The 15,199-nt window shown below is 55.3% G+C and carries 13 protein-coding genes; all 13 read left to right on the forward strand.

What is annotated here, in order from left to right; translation table 11 throughout:
* The first annotated feature begins 354 nt into the window (after positions 1-354).
* The gene (locus HRQ60_RS19400) at positions 355-1,536 is read left to right on the forward strand and encodes a glycosyl hydrolase family 28-related protein (RefSeq protein ID WP_172199057.1); all 1,182 of its coding nucleotides are present in this window, start codon (positions 355-357) and stop codon (positions 1,534-1,536) included.
* Positions 1,537-1,842: 306 nt separating this feature from the next.
* Positions 1,843-2,310, forward strand: coding sequence for a CtsR family transcriptional regulator (locus tag HRQ60_RS19405; RefSeq protein ID WP_172199060.1), 468 nt, complete (start codon positions 1,843-1,845; stop codon positions 2,308-2,310).
* Between the two features lie 51 nt (positions 2,311-2,361).
* A complete protein-coding gene (mcsA, locus tag HRQ60_RS19410; protein ID WP_172199063.1) occupies positions 2,362-2,886 on the forward strand; it encodes a protein-arginine kinase activator protein McsA in 525 nt (174 codons plus the stop codon).
* 15 nt (positions 2,887-2,901) lie between these two features.
* On the forward strand, positions 2,902-3,966 hold the full coding sequence (gene mcsB / locus HRQ60_RS19415; RefSeq protein WP_172199066.1) for a protein arginine kinase: 1,065 nt from the start codon (positions 2,902-2,904) through the stop codon (positions 3,964-3,966).
* A 66-nt stretch (positions 3,967-4,032) separates the two neighbouring features.
* Positions 4,033-6,489 carry an ATP-dependent protease ATP-binding subunit ClpC gene (gene clpC / locus HRQ60_RS19420; protein ID WP_172199069.1) on the forward strand — a complete coding sequence of 819 codons (2,457 nt, stop codon included), beginning with the start codon at positions 4,033-4,035 and terminating at the stop codon, positions 6,487-6,489.
* 257 nt (positions 6,490-6,746) lie between these two features.
* Positions 6,747-8,123: a DNA repair protein RadA gene (gene radA / locus HRQ60_RS19425; protein ID WP_172199072.1), complete on the forward strand. Its 1,377-nt coding sequence runs from the start codon at positions 6,747-6,749 to the stop codon at positions 8,121-8,123.
* Positions 8,124-8,160: 37 nt separating this feature from the next.
* Positions 8,161-9,234 (forward strand): DNA integrity scanning diadenylate cyclase DisA, encoded by a 1,074-nt coding sequence (disA, locus tag HRQ60_RS19430; RefSeq protein WP_172199075.1) that lies wholly within the window; start codon positions 8,161-8,163, stop codon positions 9,232-9,234.
* 165 nt (positions 9,235-9,399) lie between these two features.
* The gene (ispD, locus tag HRQ60_RS19435; RefSeq protein ID WP_172199078.1) at positions 9,400-10,098 is read left to right on the forward strand and encodes a 2-C-methyl-D-erythritol 4-phosphate cytidylyltransferase; all 699 of its coding nucleotides are present in this window, start codon (positions 9,400-9,402) and stop codon (positions 10,096-10,098) included.
* On the forward strand, positions 10,098-10,586 hold the full coding sequence (ispF, locus tag HRQ60_RS19440; RefSeq protein ID WP_172199184.1) for a 2-C-methyl-D-erythritol 2,4-cyclodiphosphate synthase: 489 nt from the start codon (positions 10,098-10,100) through the stop codon (positions 10,584-10,586). The genes ispD and ispF overlap by 1 nt, the downstream gene beginning before the upstream one ends.
* Before the next feature lie 35 nt (positions 10,587-10,621).
* On the forward strand, positions 10,622-12,079 hold the full coding sequence (gene gltX / locus HRQ60_RS19445; RefSeq protein WP_172199081.1) for a glutamate--tRNA ligase: 1,458 nt from the start codon (positions 10,622-10,624) through the stop codon (positions 12,077-12,079).
* A gap of 417 nt (positions 12,080-12,496) precedes the next feature.
* Positions 12,497-13,180, forward strand: a complete 684-nt coding sequence (cysE, locus tag HRQ60_RS19450; RefSeq protein WP_172199084.1) for a serine O-acetyltransferase — start codon at positions 12,497-12,499, stop codon at positions 13,178-13,180.
* A 30-nt stretch (positions 13,181-13,210) separates the two neighbouring features.
* Entirely contained in the window at positions 13,211-14,614 is a 1,404-nt protein-coding gene (gene cysS, locus HRQ60_RS19455) for a cysteine--tRNA ligase (protein WP_172199087.1), read from the forward strand.
* A 76-nt stretch (positions 14,615-14,690) separates the two neighbouring features.
* Positions 14,691-15,158 (forward strand): Mini-ribonuclease 3, encoded by a 468-nt coding sequence (locus tag HRQ60_RS19460; RefSeq protein WP_246281407.1) that lies wholly within the window; start codon positions 14,691-14,693, stop codon positions 15,156-15,158.
* Positions 15,159-15,199: the final 41 nt, after the last annotated feature.

Genomic DNA, 15,199 nt, shown 5'->3' on the forward strand with positions numbered 1-15,199 from the left:
GCAGGGTCCTGGGAGAGTAGGAAGCTGCCAAGCCGAAGAGAAAAAGCCTTTACCGCAATCGCGGTAAAGGCTTTTTTGTTGTTTTCTTTTCCAGAAATGCTTTGAGTTTTCCACAAAAGATCCACATTATTCTCAAGCGGATGTCTTCGAGACCTGCTTTATAACCAATTACCGCAATTCTATCCACATATTCTCCACATTCAACTTAATTCCCACTTCGATTTCAAAGCCTAAACCGTAAGCTGTCTTGATTTTCATCTATTTACCCACAATTTATCCCCAATTTGTTTAGGGCGCTTCAAATACGTTTTATATAACTATAAAAAAGAGTAAGTTTGGGAATGGAGGAGAAAGATGAAACACAAAGGAACCAAAGAAAAACAGAGGCCCTGGCTGTCTTTGTTGGTATGGGGAACAGCCGGAGCGATCTTTTTGCAGGGGATAGGCGGAGGTGCCGGGACAATCGATCAGGCATTCGCCAAAGAAAAGACGGCTCCTTCGGTACATAGCCTGAAGCCTGCCAATTCCATATCCGTAACGGCGTATGGAGCGGTAGGGGACGGGAAAACGGATTCGTTGGCGGCTTTTAACAAAGCGATCAAAGCGGCACGCAATCAAAAGAAAGTGCTCTACGTGCCTCCGGGCAACTTCCTGCTCAGCGCTAAGCTTCAGGTTACGGGGGTGCGAATCATCGGCGCCGGAGCGCAGCGCAGTATTTTGACATCAACGAATCCGTTAAACGGATCGATTAATCTAAAAGGAAAAAGTCCGGCTTTGGAAAATGTGACGCATATTTATAAAAGCACGAGTTCCCGCGATGGAGCCGACTCGAAAAACAGCGTTACCGTACTGGGCGCTTCCAACTTTTCCATTCGTAACGTGAGGGTGGTAGGGGCGAGCACAGCCGGTATTTTGGTGCGCGATGGATCAACCGACGGTGTGATTTCGGGGAATGTAATCAAAAACACCAAAGCCGACGGCATTCATTTGACGGATGGAAGCAAACGGATTACGGTCGAGAACAATACGGTTAAACAAACCGGAGACGATGCGATCGCAGTCGTCAGCTATCACAAAGATCCGGAGCCGGCAAGCGATATCGTGATACGCGGGAATTCGGTAGGATACTCTTCGAAAGCTCGCGGAATTTCGGTGGTCGGCGGCAGCGGAGTGACCATCGAGAACAACAAGATCAGCAATACCGAAATGGCCGGGATTTATATTGCCGTTGAGGAGAACTGGAATACACGCGATGTTAAGGATGTGACCGTCAATACGAACACCATTGTAAATGCCGGGACCCGTCCGACCAACGATCATCCCAACATCCTTGTTTTTGCCGACCAGGGCAGGATCGATGAGGTGCGGTTTACAGGGAATATCATCTCCGACTCGGTCAATGCGGGAATTGGCATCTGGGGAGACGGAGAGATCGGCAATATTTATTTTACTTCCAATGAAGTCAACAATCCGGGAGCGTCAGCTACCACGTTCAAAAAAGGCCGGATTCACGCCGAAGGCAACAGAGGGTTTTGATTGGATTTTTCGACCGCGGGCAGCCGCGGTTTTTTGCTGTCTTCTTTTGAAGAGGACTCTTGGCAACAAAAAAATATATGGTATAATAGATAAAAAGTCAAAGAAAGTCAAAGTCAACTGTGTGTATTTATTTTGATGCCCTGCGACATGCCGCACACGAATGGTGCCTCGCACCTTGAACAGGTTTGCTCAAGAGGCCAAGGTGCCTGAAACGACCAGACGTTTCTTCCTTTTTGCGGAAGGGTTATTTTAAGAGTAGGTTCCACATCCGTACAGCGGCTCAGGCAGATAATGGAGGGTGGATCGATGCGCAATATTTCCGATGTCATCGAACATTATTTAAAAACGGTTCTGCAGGAAAGTCCGGGAAGCATGATCGAGATTCAGAGAAACGATCTGGCCGATCGATTCTCCTGCGTACCGTCTCAAATCAATTACGTAATCAGTACGCGCTTTACTTTAGAAAAAGGATATTTGGTCGAAAGCAAGCGCGGAGGCGGAGGGTATATCCGGATCCAGCGCATAGAGCTTCCGACCCATTCCGAGCTGCATGCCCACGTTCATGAAACAATCGGAAGCGAAATGAGCCAGTCGGCGGCCGAAGGGCTGATCTACCGGTTGGTGGATGCGGATCTGATTACCGGACGGGAAGCGGCGCTCATGCGCTCGGCTGTTCTGCGCAACACGCTGCTGCTCAAACTTCCCTATCGGGACGAAATGCGTGCACGGATTATGAAGGCGATGCTGATTGCGCTCATGGGACAACAAGGGTAAGCCTTATTCTTTTTGAATACGTGGCGTTTATTTTGTGAAGGAGGTGAGCGAGTGCTTTGTCAGGAATGCCAGCAGAGACCCGCAACCCTGCATTTTACGAAAATTATCAACGGTGAAAAAAACGAATTCCATATTTGCGAGCACTGTGCGAGAGAAAAGGGCGAGATGATTCCGGGGACATCGGGTGGATTTTCGATTCACAATCTGCTGTCCGGATTCCTCGACTTCGATATCGCAGGCAAGTCGCAGTCGGGAAATGCCGCCCAGCCCCAACAGCTTCGGTGCGACGAATGCGGGATGACCTACGCGCAGTTCCGCAAGATCGGGCGGTTCGGCTGCAGCTCCTGCTACAAGCATTTTGACGACAAGATCGATCCGCTGCTCAAGCGTGTCCACGGCGGAACCGTACATGTCGGCAAAGTGCCCAAACGCGGAGGTGCCGATCTGCAGGTGCAGCGCGAGATCGATACGCTCAAGCAGGAACTGCAGGAACGTATCGAGAAACAGGAATTCGAAACGGCTGCTCAGCTGAGGGACCGCATTCGCGAACTCGAGCTGCAGCGGTCGCAGCGTTAAGGGAGGTTACGGGTCATGTCGGATTTTTCTTTTACGGAACATGCGCTCAGCAGTTGGATGAAAGCGGACGGAGACGAGTCCGATATTGTCATCAGCAGCCGGGTGAGAATTGCACGCAATCTCAGAACTTTCCCGTTTCCGCTTGTCGCCAATGAAGAGCAGGCCGAGCAGGTTCGCAACCGGGTCGTGGAAGCGGCCAGGCAGGCTTCGGAAGAGCTTGGGCTGCTGTATCCGATCCGGCTCGACGAATTGAACGAAATCGAGCGGCAGGTGCTGGTAGAAAAGCACTTGGTAAGTCCGACGCTTGCCAACGAATCGCAGGAAGCGGCAGTCGTCCTAAGCGAGGACGAATCGCTCAGTATTATGGTGAACGAAGAAGACCATATCCGGATCCAGTGCCTCTACTCCGGTTTCCAAGTCAAGCGGGCCTGGGAACGGGCTACACTTGTAGATGATGCACTGGAAGCCCATATCGATTATGCTTTCGACGACCGGCGCGGCTATTTGACCAGCTGTCCGACCAACGTCGGTACGGGACTGCGGGCTTCCGTGATGATTCATCTGCCCGCCCTCGTCATGACACACCAGATCGGGCGCGTTCTGAACGCTATTTCCCAGGTGGGACTTACCGTACGGGGCATCTATGGAGAAGGCAGTGAAGCCCAGGGGAATCTGTTCCAAATCTCCAATCAGATTACGCTGGGTCAAAGCGAGAACGAGATTGTGGACAATCTGGAAGGAATAGCGGCCCAGATTATCGAATATGAACGTCAGGCACGCAGCAAGCTTGTCGCCGAATCGAAGATTCGTCTCTATGACCGTGTGATGCGTTCGTACGGGATTCTGACCCATGCGGCGATCATCGACGGCAAAGAGGCGGCCCAACGGCTGTCCGATTTGCGTCTGGGGGTCGACCTGGGATGGATCGACAAGCTGACGACTACGCTGCTGAATGAACTTACGATTTTGACCCAGCCGAATTTCCTTCAGAAAACGTTCGGTGCTACAATGAATACAGCAGAGAAGGACATGTACCGGGCGCAGTTGATCCGGGACAGGCTGCTTAAAAACAAGGAATAACACCCCGTTCGGCGGCCGGATGCAGGTCCGGTCGTAAGGTTACTACTTTGTGGAGGTGCTTTGCATATGATGTTTGGCAGATTTACGGAACGTGCGCAAAAAGTTCTCGCTCTTGCTCAAGAAGAAGCGGTTCGACTCGGACACAACAATATCGGAACCGAGCATATCCTGCTGGGTTTGATTCGTGAAGGCGAAGGCATCGCAGCCAAAGCGTTGATCGGACTTGGCCTGGGTCTGGAACAGATCCAAAACGAGGTCGAAACGCTCATCGGACGGGGCCAAGAACAACCGACCAATATCGCTTATACCCCGCGCGCCAAAAAGGTCATCGAACTGTCGATGGACGAAGCGCGTAAACTCGGCCATACCTACGTGGGAACCGAGCATATCCTGCTGGGCCTGATTCGCGAAGGCGAAGGTGTCGCGGCTCGCGTACTGAACAACCTCGGGATTAGCCTGAATAAGGCCCGCCAGCAGGTTCTTCAGCTGCTGGGCAGCAGCGAAGCCGTTTCGAGCCATCACGGAACGCCTGCCAACGTCAGCACGCCAACGCTGGACAGCCTGGCGCGCGACTTGACGGCTTACGCCAAAGACGGCAACATCGACCCGGTTATCGGCCGGAGCAAAGAGATCGAACGCGTGATTCAGGTGCTCAGCCGCCGGACCAAAAACAATCCGGTTCTGATCGGCGAACCCGGCGTCGGCAAGACGGCGATCGCCGAAGGTCTCGCACAGAAGATCATCAACAACGAAATTCCGGAAACGCTGCGCGAAAAGCGCGTCATGACGCTCGATATGGGTTCGGTCGTGGCAGGTACCAAATACCGCGGCGAATTCGAAGACCGTCTCAAAAAAATCATGGATGAGATTCGCCAGGCAGGCAATGTCATTCTGTTTATCGACGAGCTGCACACGCTGATCGGCGCGGGCGGGGCGGAAGGCGCAATCGATGCGTCCAATATCCTCAAGCCGTCGCTGGCACGCGGAGAACTGCAGTGTATCGGAGCGACAACCCTAGACGAGTACCGCAAATATATCGAGAAGGATGCTGCGCTTGAGCGCCGGTTCCAGCCGATCAAGGTAGAACCGCCTTCCGTGGACGAAGCCATTCAGATCCTGCACGGTCTGCGCGACCGCTACGAAGCGCATCACCGGGTGAAGATTACGGACGAAGCGATCGAACAGGCCGTGAAGCTGTCGGACCGTTATATCACGGACCGCTTCCTGCCGGACAAAGCGATCGACCTGATCGACGAAGCGGGTTCCAAAGTCCGCTTGAATTCGTATACGGTACCGCCAAACCTGAAGCAGTTGGAGAACCGTCTGGACGATATCCGCAAAGAGAAAGACTCGGCGGTTCAAAGCCAGGAATTCGAAAAAGCGGCCGCTTTGCGTGACACTGAGCAGAAGATCCGCGAAGAGCTGGAAATGACGCGCAACCAGTGGAAAGAGAAACAAGGACGTACCGATTCCGAAGTGACGCCCGAAGATATTGCGGACGTGGTCGGAAGCTGGACGGGCATTCCGGTCAACAAGCTCAAAGAAGAAGAAACCGACCGTCTGCTGAACATGGAGAGCCTGCTGCATGAACGGGTCATCGGCCAGGAAGAAGCAGTTGTTGCCGTCAGCCGGGCCATTCGCCGCGCACGTGCGGGTCTCAAAGATCCGAAGCGTCCGATGGGCTCCTTCATTTTCCTCGGTCCTACGGGCGTAGGTAAAACGGAGCTGGCCCGCGCGCTGGCCGAATCGATGTTCGGCGACGAGAACGCGGTTATCCGGATCGATATGTCCGAGTATATGGAGAAGCATTCGACTTCGCGTCTGGTCGGAGCGCCTCCGGGATACGTCGGTTATGAAGAAGGCGGTCAGCTCACCGAGAAAGTACGCCGCAAACCGTACTCTGTGGTGCTGCTGGACGAGATCGAAAAAGCGCATCCGGAAGTATTCAATATTCTGCTGCAGGTGCTGGAAGACGGACGCCTGACCGATTCCAAAGGCCGCGTGGTCGATTTCCGGAATACGCTGATCATTCTGACGTCCAACGTCGGCGCGGATGCGATTCGCCGCAACTCGACGCTCGGCTTCACGGCCGCGGTCGACAGCGGAGCGGAATATAAGAACATGAAAGGCAAAGTCATGGAAGAGCTCAAGAAAAGTTTCCGTCCCGAGTTCCTGAATCGGATCGACGAAACGATCGTCTTCCATTCGCTCGACGAGAAGCATATCGCCGAAATCGTAACATTGATGTCGGAAGAGCTGCGTAAACGTCTCAACGATTACGGCGTAAACTTCAAACTCACGGATGAAGCCAAAGCTTTCCTGGCGAAAGAAGGCTACGACCCGGCTTACGGCGCGCGTCCGCTGCGCCGTGCGATCCAGAAGCATATCGAGGACCGTTTGTCCGAAGAACTGCTGACCGGCAGCATCGTTAAAGGCGATTACCTGGTGATCGACGAGAAAGACGGGGCATTGTCTGTCGATAAAGCCGAAGAGCCGGCAGTATTGATCGAAAAGCCGGAATAACCAACAGCCAAACTGTATAAAAGGCCCGGTCCGGGGAATGCTTTGCGCTTTTCCGGTCTGCCGGCCGCCCCTAGCCGGGCCGCGGAATTTCGTTTCCGCCGGTCCGGCTTTTTTCGCATGACCCGACGTTTGGAGAATGGAATGACCCTTACTTTTAACCGCGATAAATGATAAACTTTTAAGGAAGAGCTTTCCGTATTTGCCGGAGGCGAACGGACGGTTTCGGACTGCCGGAGAGCCGGTGAGAGAGGAGACCCATGGCCAAGACAAAAACCAAGTTTTACTGCACCGAGTGCGGCTACGAGTCGACCAAATGGTACGGAAAATGCCCCGGCTGCCAATCGTGGAACTCCATGGTGGAGGAAACGGTCAGCAATGTGAAAACCCAGGGAATGGGCGGCATGAATTCTTCCCTGCTGCAGGGAACGCAAAAACCCCAATCCATTGTCGATATCGAAGGCGGACAGGAACCGCGGGTAGATACGAAGATCGGAGAATTGAACCGGGTGCTCGGCGGAGGCATGGTGCCGGGTTCGCTGATTCTGGTCGGCGGGGATCCCGGGATCGGCAAATCGACGCTGCTGCTGCAGACGTCGCATTCGTTGGCCGCTTCGGGCCTGAAAGTGCTGTATATTTCCGGGGAAGAATCGGTTAAGCAGACCAAACTTCGTGCGGAGCGGTTGGGCGCTTTGTCGCCTCAGCTGTATGTGTTGTGCGAAAGCAATATGGAGCAGGTGGAGCTTGCGATCGAACAGATTGCTCCGGATTTTCTTGTGATCGATTCCATTCAGACGGTGTACCAGCCGGATGTGACGAGCGCGCCGGGCAGCGTCTCTCAGGTGCGGGAGTGTACGGCCCGCTTTATGCGGATCGCCAAGAACGGTGGAATCGCTACCGTTCTCGTCGGCCACGTGACCAAAGAAGGCGCGATTGCCGGACCGCGTATGTTGGAACATATGGTGGACTGCGTCCTGTATTTTGAAGGAGAACGCCATCATACTTACCGGATTTTGCGCGCGGTCAAAAACCGTTTCGGTTCGACGAACGAAATGGGCATTTTCGAAATGCGCGAAGATGGGCTCGACGAAGTCACGAACCCGTCGGAATTGTTCCTGTCCGAGCGGGCGATGGGCGTGTCCGGCACGACCGTCGTCGCCAGTATGGAAGGCACAAGGCCGGTATTGGTCGAACTGCAGGCGCTGGTGGCCACGACGCATTTTCCTTCGCCCCGGCGAATGGGAACCGGGATCGATTACAATCGTTTGAACCTGATCATTGCGGTACTGGAAAAACGTATGGGCTTGTACATGCAGACGCAGGACGCTTACGTCAATGTGGCGGGCGGCGTACGACTGGACGAACCGGCGGTTGACCTGGCCGTAGCGGTCTGTCTCGCCTCGAGCGTTCAGGACAAGCCGACGCGCCCCTATGACGTCGTGTTCGGCGAGATCGGGCTCACCGGCGAAGTTCGGGCGGTCTCGCGGGCGGAACAGCGTGTCAAGGAAGCGCTGAAACTCGGTTTTAAACGGGTCATTATGCCCACAAAGAGTTTAAAAGGTTGGAAGCACCCAAAAGGGATCGAATTGATTGGTGTCGAGACCGTTTCACAGGCGCTCAAAGCGGCGCTAGAGTAGGGCGTTAACCGGGGGTTGACGCAAGGGGAGGCAGGCAATGAAAGAATCGGAATCCACAAAAATGAACGAACTGCTCAAACTCGTCGCACCGGGAGCTCCTTTCCGCGACGGGCTTGAGAATGTGCTGCGCGCCAAGACCGGTGCTCTGCTCGTCGTCGGTTACAGTCCCGAAGTGATGGAAGTCGTCGACGGGGGATTCTCCATCAACTGCGATTTTTCGCCGAACTATTTGTACGAGCTGGCGAAGATGGACGGGGCGATTATTTTGAGCGAAGATCTCAAACGTATCCTGTACGCCAACACGCAGCTGATTCCGGACTCCGCCATATCGTCGTCGGAGACGGGAATCCGCCACCGGACAGCGGAACGCGTAGCCAAGCAGACGGGTAAACTTGTCGTATCCATCTCGCAGCGCCGCAATATCATCACGCTGTATCTCGGCAATTTGCGTTATACGCTCAAAGAGATCGGAGTTATTCTCACCAAAGCCAACCAGGCGATCCAGACGCTGGAGCGGTACAAAGCCGTACTGACCCAGGCATTGACCAATCTGACCGCTTCGGAGTTCGAGGAACTGGTTACGCTGGCGGAAGTGGTTGGCGTCATTCGCCGCGTCGAAATGGTGCTGCGCATCAAGACGGAAATCCAGCGTTATGTCAGCGAACTCGGTAATGAAGGCCGCTTGATTTCCATGCAGATGGAAGAGCTGGTCGGCAATACCGAACGCGAAGTTCTGCTGCTGCTCAAAGACTATACGGCCCAGCCCGGCGACGAAAAAGCCAAAGAGATTCTGGCGTCGCTTCGCCGTTCGACCGACGATGAGCTGCTGGATACGGCGCATATTGTGCGTCTGCTCGGCTACTCCGCTTCGCTGTCGGTCAGCGACGAGATGCTGGTTCCGCGCGGTTACCGCGTATTGAGCAAGATTCCGCGTCTGCCCAATGTCATTGTGCATAATTTGACCGAACATTTCGGCAAATTGGCGGATGTGATGCGGGCGGAACTGGAAGAGCTGGATGAAGTGGACGGCATCGGAGGAGCGCGCGCCCGTACGATCAAGGAAGGGCTGCGCCGCTTGCAGGATCAAGTGTTTATCGAACGTCAGGTTTAGGTTTAACGGCCGCGGCGTAAAAAGAGGCGTCTTCCCGTGGGAAGGCGCTTTTTTGATCTGTGTGCCGGCAAGTTTTCAAGAGCGATTGTAGTTTTCGAGGTCTGCCGCGGGTATACTAAAGAGACGCGGGAATAGCGAAACGGGTATAAAGGCGGGCGTAGACGAATGGAGCGAAACTTGAGCGTAATCGTGGTTGCGGCCGGACGCGGCTCTCGTATGGGTACGAAAGAAAGCAAACAGTTCCTCGAGCTTGATGGACGTCCGCTGTTTCTTCGGGCGATCGAGGCGTTTGGACGTTTCGGAGCGACGGCCGAAATTATTGTGGTTACTGGGGAAGCCGATGTCGAGCGCTGCCGCCGTTATATCGAAGAAGCGGACTGTCCGCTTGTGAAAACGGTAGTGGCCGGAGGGAAGGAACGCCAGCACTCTGTCCATGAAGGGCTTAAGGCGGTTTCCTGCCCCTGGGTCATGGTCCACGACGGCGTACGGCCGTTTATCTGGGAACCGGACATCGAAGCCTGCTACGACGAGATGCGGCGCAGTGGAGCGGCTGTGCTGGCCGTCCCGGTCAAAGACACGATCAAGACTGTGGGAAAAGGCGGCCTGATCGTCGATACGCCCGACCGCAGTCTGCTGTGGGCGATTCAGACTCCGCAGGGGTTTCGCACGGAAGAACTGCTGCGCGCGCATGAGCGTGCGGCCGCCGAAGGATTTCTCGGGACCGACGATTCGATGCTGATCGAGCGTCAGGGAATCCGGGTAACCGTCGCCCGGGGGGATTATACGAATATCAAGATTACGACGCCCGAAGATCTGGATTACGCGGAGTTTTTGCTTCGGGCGAAGCCGAAGGAGAGAACATGATGATCAGAGTGGGACAAGGATTCGACGTGCATCAGCTGGTGGAGGGAAGGCCCTGCATCATCGGAGGCGTAACTATTCCGCATGAAAAAGGCCTGCTCGGACATTCCGACGCTGACGTGCTGCTGCACACGATCAGCGATGCGATTTTGGGGGCGCTTGCGCTGGGCGATATCGGACGTCATTTTCCCGATACCGATCCGGAGTTCAAAGACGCCGATAGTCTGAAGCTGCTGCAGCACGTCTGGAAAATGGCGGAAGAACGCGGGTACGTGCTCGGCAATGTGGATGCGACAATCATCGCGCAGCAGCCGAAGATGGCGCCCTATATCCCGCAGATGGTTACCGTAATCGCGGGTGCGTTGGGTGCAGAGGAATCGCAGGTCAACGTAAAAGCCACGACCACCGAATGGCTCGGTTTCACCGGACGGGGCGAAGGCATCGCGGCACAGGCCGTTGTCTGCTTGACGAAGGGTATGCTATCATCTTGAAAGAATTTTAGAAACGATACGGGAGGCACACAATCATGAGTCAGGAAATACGCGTACGTTACGCACCGAGCCCTACGGGCCATCTGCATATCGGCAACGCCAGAACGGCACTGTTCAACTATTTGTTCGCGCGCAGCCAAGGCGGCAAATTCATCGTGCGGATCGAAGATACGGACGTCAAACGCAATGTGGCGGGCGGCGAAGAAAGCCAGCTCAACTACATGAAATGGCTCGGAATCGACTGGGACGAAAGTATCGATGTCGGTGGAGAGTACGGACCTTACCGCCAGACGGAGCGCCTCGACATTTACAAGAAATACTGGCAGGAGCTGCTCGATAAAGGTTTGGCCTATTTGTGCTACTGCACCGAAGAAGAGTTGGAAAAAGAACGCGAAGAGCAGATGGCCGCGGGCGAGACGCCCCGCTATTCCGGCAAGCACCGCGATCTGACGCTGGAGCAGCGCGAAGCTTTTGCGGCGGAAGGCCGCGTACCGAGCGTGCGTTTCCGCGTGCCGGCGAACAAGACGTACACGTTCGACGATATGGTCAAAGGCGAGATTTCCTTTACCACCGAAGACACGGGCGATTTCGTTATCGTGAAGCGGGACGGAATCCCGACGTACAACTTCGCCGTCGTGCTCGATGACCATCTCATGAAGATCAGCCATGTGCTGCGCGGGGAAGACCATATCTCCAATACGCCGCGCCAGCTCATGATCTACGAAGCGCTGGGCTTCGAGCCGCCGCGCTTCGGCCATATGACGCTGATCGTGGGCGACGACCACAAGAAGCTCAGCAAACGCAACGAGTCGATCATCCAGTTCATTTCGCAGTATGAAGAACGGGGTTATCTGCCGGAAGCGCTGTTTAACTTCATTGCGCTGCTCGGCTGGTCTCCGGAAGGCGAAGAAGAGATCTTTACGCGCGAAGAACTGATTTCGATCTTCGATGCCAAACGGCTGTCCAAAAGCCCTGCGGTGTTCGATCCGAACAAACTGGCGCACATCGACAACCATTACATCAAAAACGCCGATGCACAGCGGATCGCCGACCTGGCGATTCCCCACCTGCAAAAAGCGGGCCTGCTGCCGGAAACGCTCGATGCCGACCGCAGGGACTGGGCGGAACGGCTCGTGGAGCTGTATCGCGAGCAGATGAACGCCGCTTCCGATATCGTGTCGCTGTCCGAGATGTTCTTCCGCGACGAAGTGGAGTTCGGCGATGAAGAACGCGAAGTGCTGGCCGACGAGAAGGCGCCGGTGGCGCTGGCCGCTTTCCTGGCCAAAGTCGAAGCTTCGGACGAGTTCTCGCCGGAACGCATGGCTGCGCTGATCAAGGAAGTGCAGAAGGAGAACGGCATCAAGGGCAAGCAGCTGTTCATGCCGATTCGCGTCGCGCTGACCGGGCAAATGCACGGGCGCGACCTGAACCGGACGATCTACCTGCTCGGCAGAGAACGCGTGATCGGACGCTTGAAGGCGCAGACGGCCTGAACCCTGCACGATTCGGATTGTCAGACCGCGTCGATTCGTTTATAATGGCTAAACAACATCTATCCAACTACGTCTTTAATCGAATATTTCTATAGCGAAGAACAGGAGAAGTACGTCGTACGCCGAATCCCCCAGAGAGGACGGCCGCGAACGGATGCCGGGTCGGTGTCCGTTTGCAGGCTGGGAGCCGTCCGGGTTCGGCAGACGGAAATGCGCCTGGGAGCTGCGGATTCGAAGCCCGGCCCTCTCGAGGGAGGTCGGGGTCTAGAGTCCGCCGGCCGGTCCCCGTTACGGGCTTTGAACGAGATGGACGCCGATTGATGGTTGTCCAAGCAGAGTGGAACCGCGGTCTAACGCCTCTGCAGCATAATGCTGCCGGGGCGTTTTTATTTTGGGCAATGGAAGCGAGGAAGCGTGATGTTCAAATCGGTCAAGTCCGATATCCGTGCGGTATTCGACAACGATCCGGCGGCGAGAAGTATGTTTGAAGTCGTTTTTACCTATTCGGGATTGCATGCGATTTGGGCTCACCGGATCGCGCACAAGCTGTACAAGTGGCGGCGTTTCACTTTGGCGAGAATCGTATCGCAGACCAGCCGCTTTTTCACGGGGATCGAGATTCATCCGGGTGCGACAGTCGGACGCCGGCTGTTTATCGACCACGGGATGGGCATCGTCATCGGCGAAACCTGCGAGATCGGCGACGACGTGGTCATCTATCAGGGGGTTACGCTCGGAGGAACAGGGAAAGAAAAAGGGAAAAGGCATCCGACCATAGGCAATAACGTCGTCATCGGCTCGGGCGCGAAAGTGCTCGGTTCTATCACCGTCGGCGATCAGAGCAATATCGGTTCGAACTCTGTTGTACTCAAGGAAGTGCCGACGAACAGCACGGTGGTGGGGATACCCGGTCAGATCGTACGCCAGCACGGCCGCAAGGTCGACAGGCTCAGCCATCAGATGCCCGATCCTTCACACGATGCGCTCTGCGAGCTGCGCCGCCAGGTGGCGCAGCTGCAGCAGGAGCTCAGAGAGGTCCGCCGGGATGCGTCGTATGTAGAGCCGCCCCGTGCGGCAGGCCGCGGAGACAGCCAGCAGTAAGCAACAAGAACGAGAGAGGAAAGTGGACAAATGACCCTGCAAATTTATAATACGATGACGAGAGAAAAAGAAAAATTCGTGCCGGTGGAACCGGAAAAAGTGAATATGTATGTGTGCGGTCCGACCGTATACGACTATATTCATATCGGAAACGCCCGGCCGGTGATTTTTTTCGACGTGGTACGCGCTTATTTGGAAGATCGGGGATATGCCGTCAATTACGTGGTTAACTTCACCGACGTGGACGACAAGCTGATCCGCAAAGCCGAAGCCTTGAATACGACGGTTCCGGAAGTAGCGGAGAAGTTTATCGCGGCGTATTACGAAGATCTCGAAGGACTCGGCGTCGAAAAAGCGACCCTGAACCCCCGCGTCACGGAGAATATGGACGACATCATCACTTTTATCGGCGAATTGGTCGACACGGGCCATGCCTACCCAAGCGGCGGCGATGTGTATTTCCGTACCTCGAGTTTCGAAGAATACGGCAAACTGTCGCGTCAGAACCTGGAACAGCTGCAGTTCGGCATCCGGATCGAAGTCGACGCGCGCAAAGAAAACCAGGAAGACTTCGTGCTCTGGAAAGGCGTAAAGCCGGGCGAAATCTCTTGGGAAAGTCCTTGGGGAGAAGGGCGTCCGGGCTGGCATATCGAATGCTCCGCGATGGCCCGTCGTTATCTCGGCGACACGCTCGATATCCACGGAGGCGGCCAGGATCTTCAGTTCCCGCACCACGAATGCGAGATTGCCCAATCCGAATGCCTGACCGGCCACCCGCTGTCCAACTACTGGATGCACAACGGCTATGTCAATATCGATAATGAAAAAATGTCCAAATCGCTCGGCAACGGCATTACGGTGCAGGACCTGCGCAGCCGCTATAAAAAAGAAGCTCTGCGGTACTTCGTCCTGTCTACGCACTACCGGAACCCGCTCAACTTCAGCCAAGACAACATGGATCAGGCACTCAACAGCGTCGAACGGATCGAAAATGCCGTCGGCGCCATTCATCATCGTCTGGGAGCGGCAACGGCCGGCAGCCAAACGGTAACGGATGCGCTGCGGACGAAGCTCGATGCCGTATTGAATGATTTTTACGCGAAGATGGACGATGACTTCAATACGCCGGACGCAGTGACTTCCATGTTCGAATGGGTAAACGAAGCAAACCGCGTACTGCGGGAAGATATCGCTTATCAAGCCGATCTGGAAGCGCTGCTCGAAGTCTTTGCGAAGATGAACAGCGTACTGCGTATTGCGGCCGAGCCGGGAACGGAACTGTTGGACGAAGAAGTCGAGCAGCTGATCGCCGAGCGCACCGAAGCCCGCAAAGCGAAGAATTGGACGCGTTCCGACGAAATCCGCGATCTGCTGGCCGAGCGGGGCATTGCTCTGGAAGATACGCCGCAGGGCATGAGATGGCGGAGAAAATAAAATGACCGGACACGATAAGACGGAAGAGACGGGCGGAGCGCCGGAAACCAATCGGAACAACGGGCAACCGGGCAGAATGCTGTTCGATTTCCCTCCTTCAAAGACGCCGGGGCTGCTGCCTCCGATCGTACTCGCTTATATCGGCGATGCCGTATTTGAAGTGGCGATTCGGCAGTATCTGATCGGTCATACGAATCTGCGTCCGCACCATCTTCACCGGGAAGCGACCAAGCTCGTCTCGGCCGGTGCGCAGGCGCGGATGCTGTTTCGAATCGAAGGGGAACTGACGGAAGAGGAAGCGGATATCGTCCGGCGCGGCCGCAATGCCAAGTCGGGTTCCATTCCCAAAAACGCCGACGCGCTCGAATACCGGCATGCGACAGCGCTTGAGAGTCTGGCCGGCTATCTGTATTACAGCGGCCGTACGGGGCGATTGGAACAGCTAATCCGTAAGGGAATCGAACTCGGCGAAGAAGCAGTCTCGGGAGGATCCGCGGATAAGCCGGATTCGCCTCCTTCGGCGGAACCGCCCGAACGGAAATGAACACAAAACTAACCAAGCGGCGGCCGAACGCCGCCGGCGGA

It is taken from the genome of Saccharibacillus qingshengii, assembly GCF_013185195.1.
Lineage (GTDB): Bacteria > Bacillota > Bacilli > Paenibacillales > Paenibacillaceae > Saccharibacillus > Saccharibacillus qingshengii.

Coding starts and splice junctions, on each gene's coding strand:
- HRQ60_RS19400 (WP_172199057.1), top strand. CDS start 355: ATGAAACACAAAGGAACCAAAGAAAAACAGAGGCCCTGGCTGTCTTTG.
- HRQ60_RS19405 (WP_172199060.1), top strand. CDS start 1,843: ATGCGCAATATTTCCGATGTCATCGAACATTATTTAAAAACGGTTCTG.
- mcsB (WP_172199066.1), top strand. CDS start 2,902: ATGTCGGATTTTTCTTTTACGGAACATGCGCTCAGCAGTTGGATGAAA.
- clpC (WP_172199069.1), top strand. CDS start 4,033: ATGATGTTTGGCAGATTTACGGAACGTGCGCAAAAAGTTCTCGCTCTT.
- radA (WP_172199072.1), top strand. CDS start 6,747: ATGGCCAAGACAAAAACCAAGTTTTACTGCACCGAGTGCGGCTACGAG.
- disA (WP_172199075.1), top strand. CDS start 8,161: ATGAAAGAATCGGAATCCACAAAAATGAACGAACTGCTCAAACTCGTC.
- ispD (WP_172199078.1), top strand. CDS start 9,400: ATGGAGCGAAACTTGAGCGTAATCGTGGTTGCGGCCGGACGCGGCTCT.
- ispF (WP_172199184.1), top strand. CDS start 10,098: ATGATCAGAGTGGGACAAGGATTCGACGTGCATCAGCTGGTGGAGGGA.
- gltX (WP_172199081.1), top strand. CDS start 10,622: ATGAGTCAGGAAATACGCGTACGTTACGCACCGAGCCCTACGGGCCAT.
- cysE (WP_172199084.1), top strand. CDS start 12,497: ATGTTCAAATCGGTCAAGTCCGATATCCGTGCGGTATTCGACAACGAT.
- cysS (WP_172199087.1), top strand. CDS start 13,211: ATGACCCTGCAAATTTATAATACGATGACGAGAGAAAAAGAAAAATTC.
- HRQ60_RS19460 (WP_246281407.1), top strand. CDS start 14,691: ATGCTGTTCGATTTCCCTCCTTCAAAGACGCCGGGGCTGCTGCCTCCG.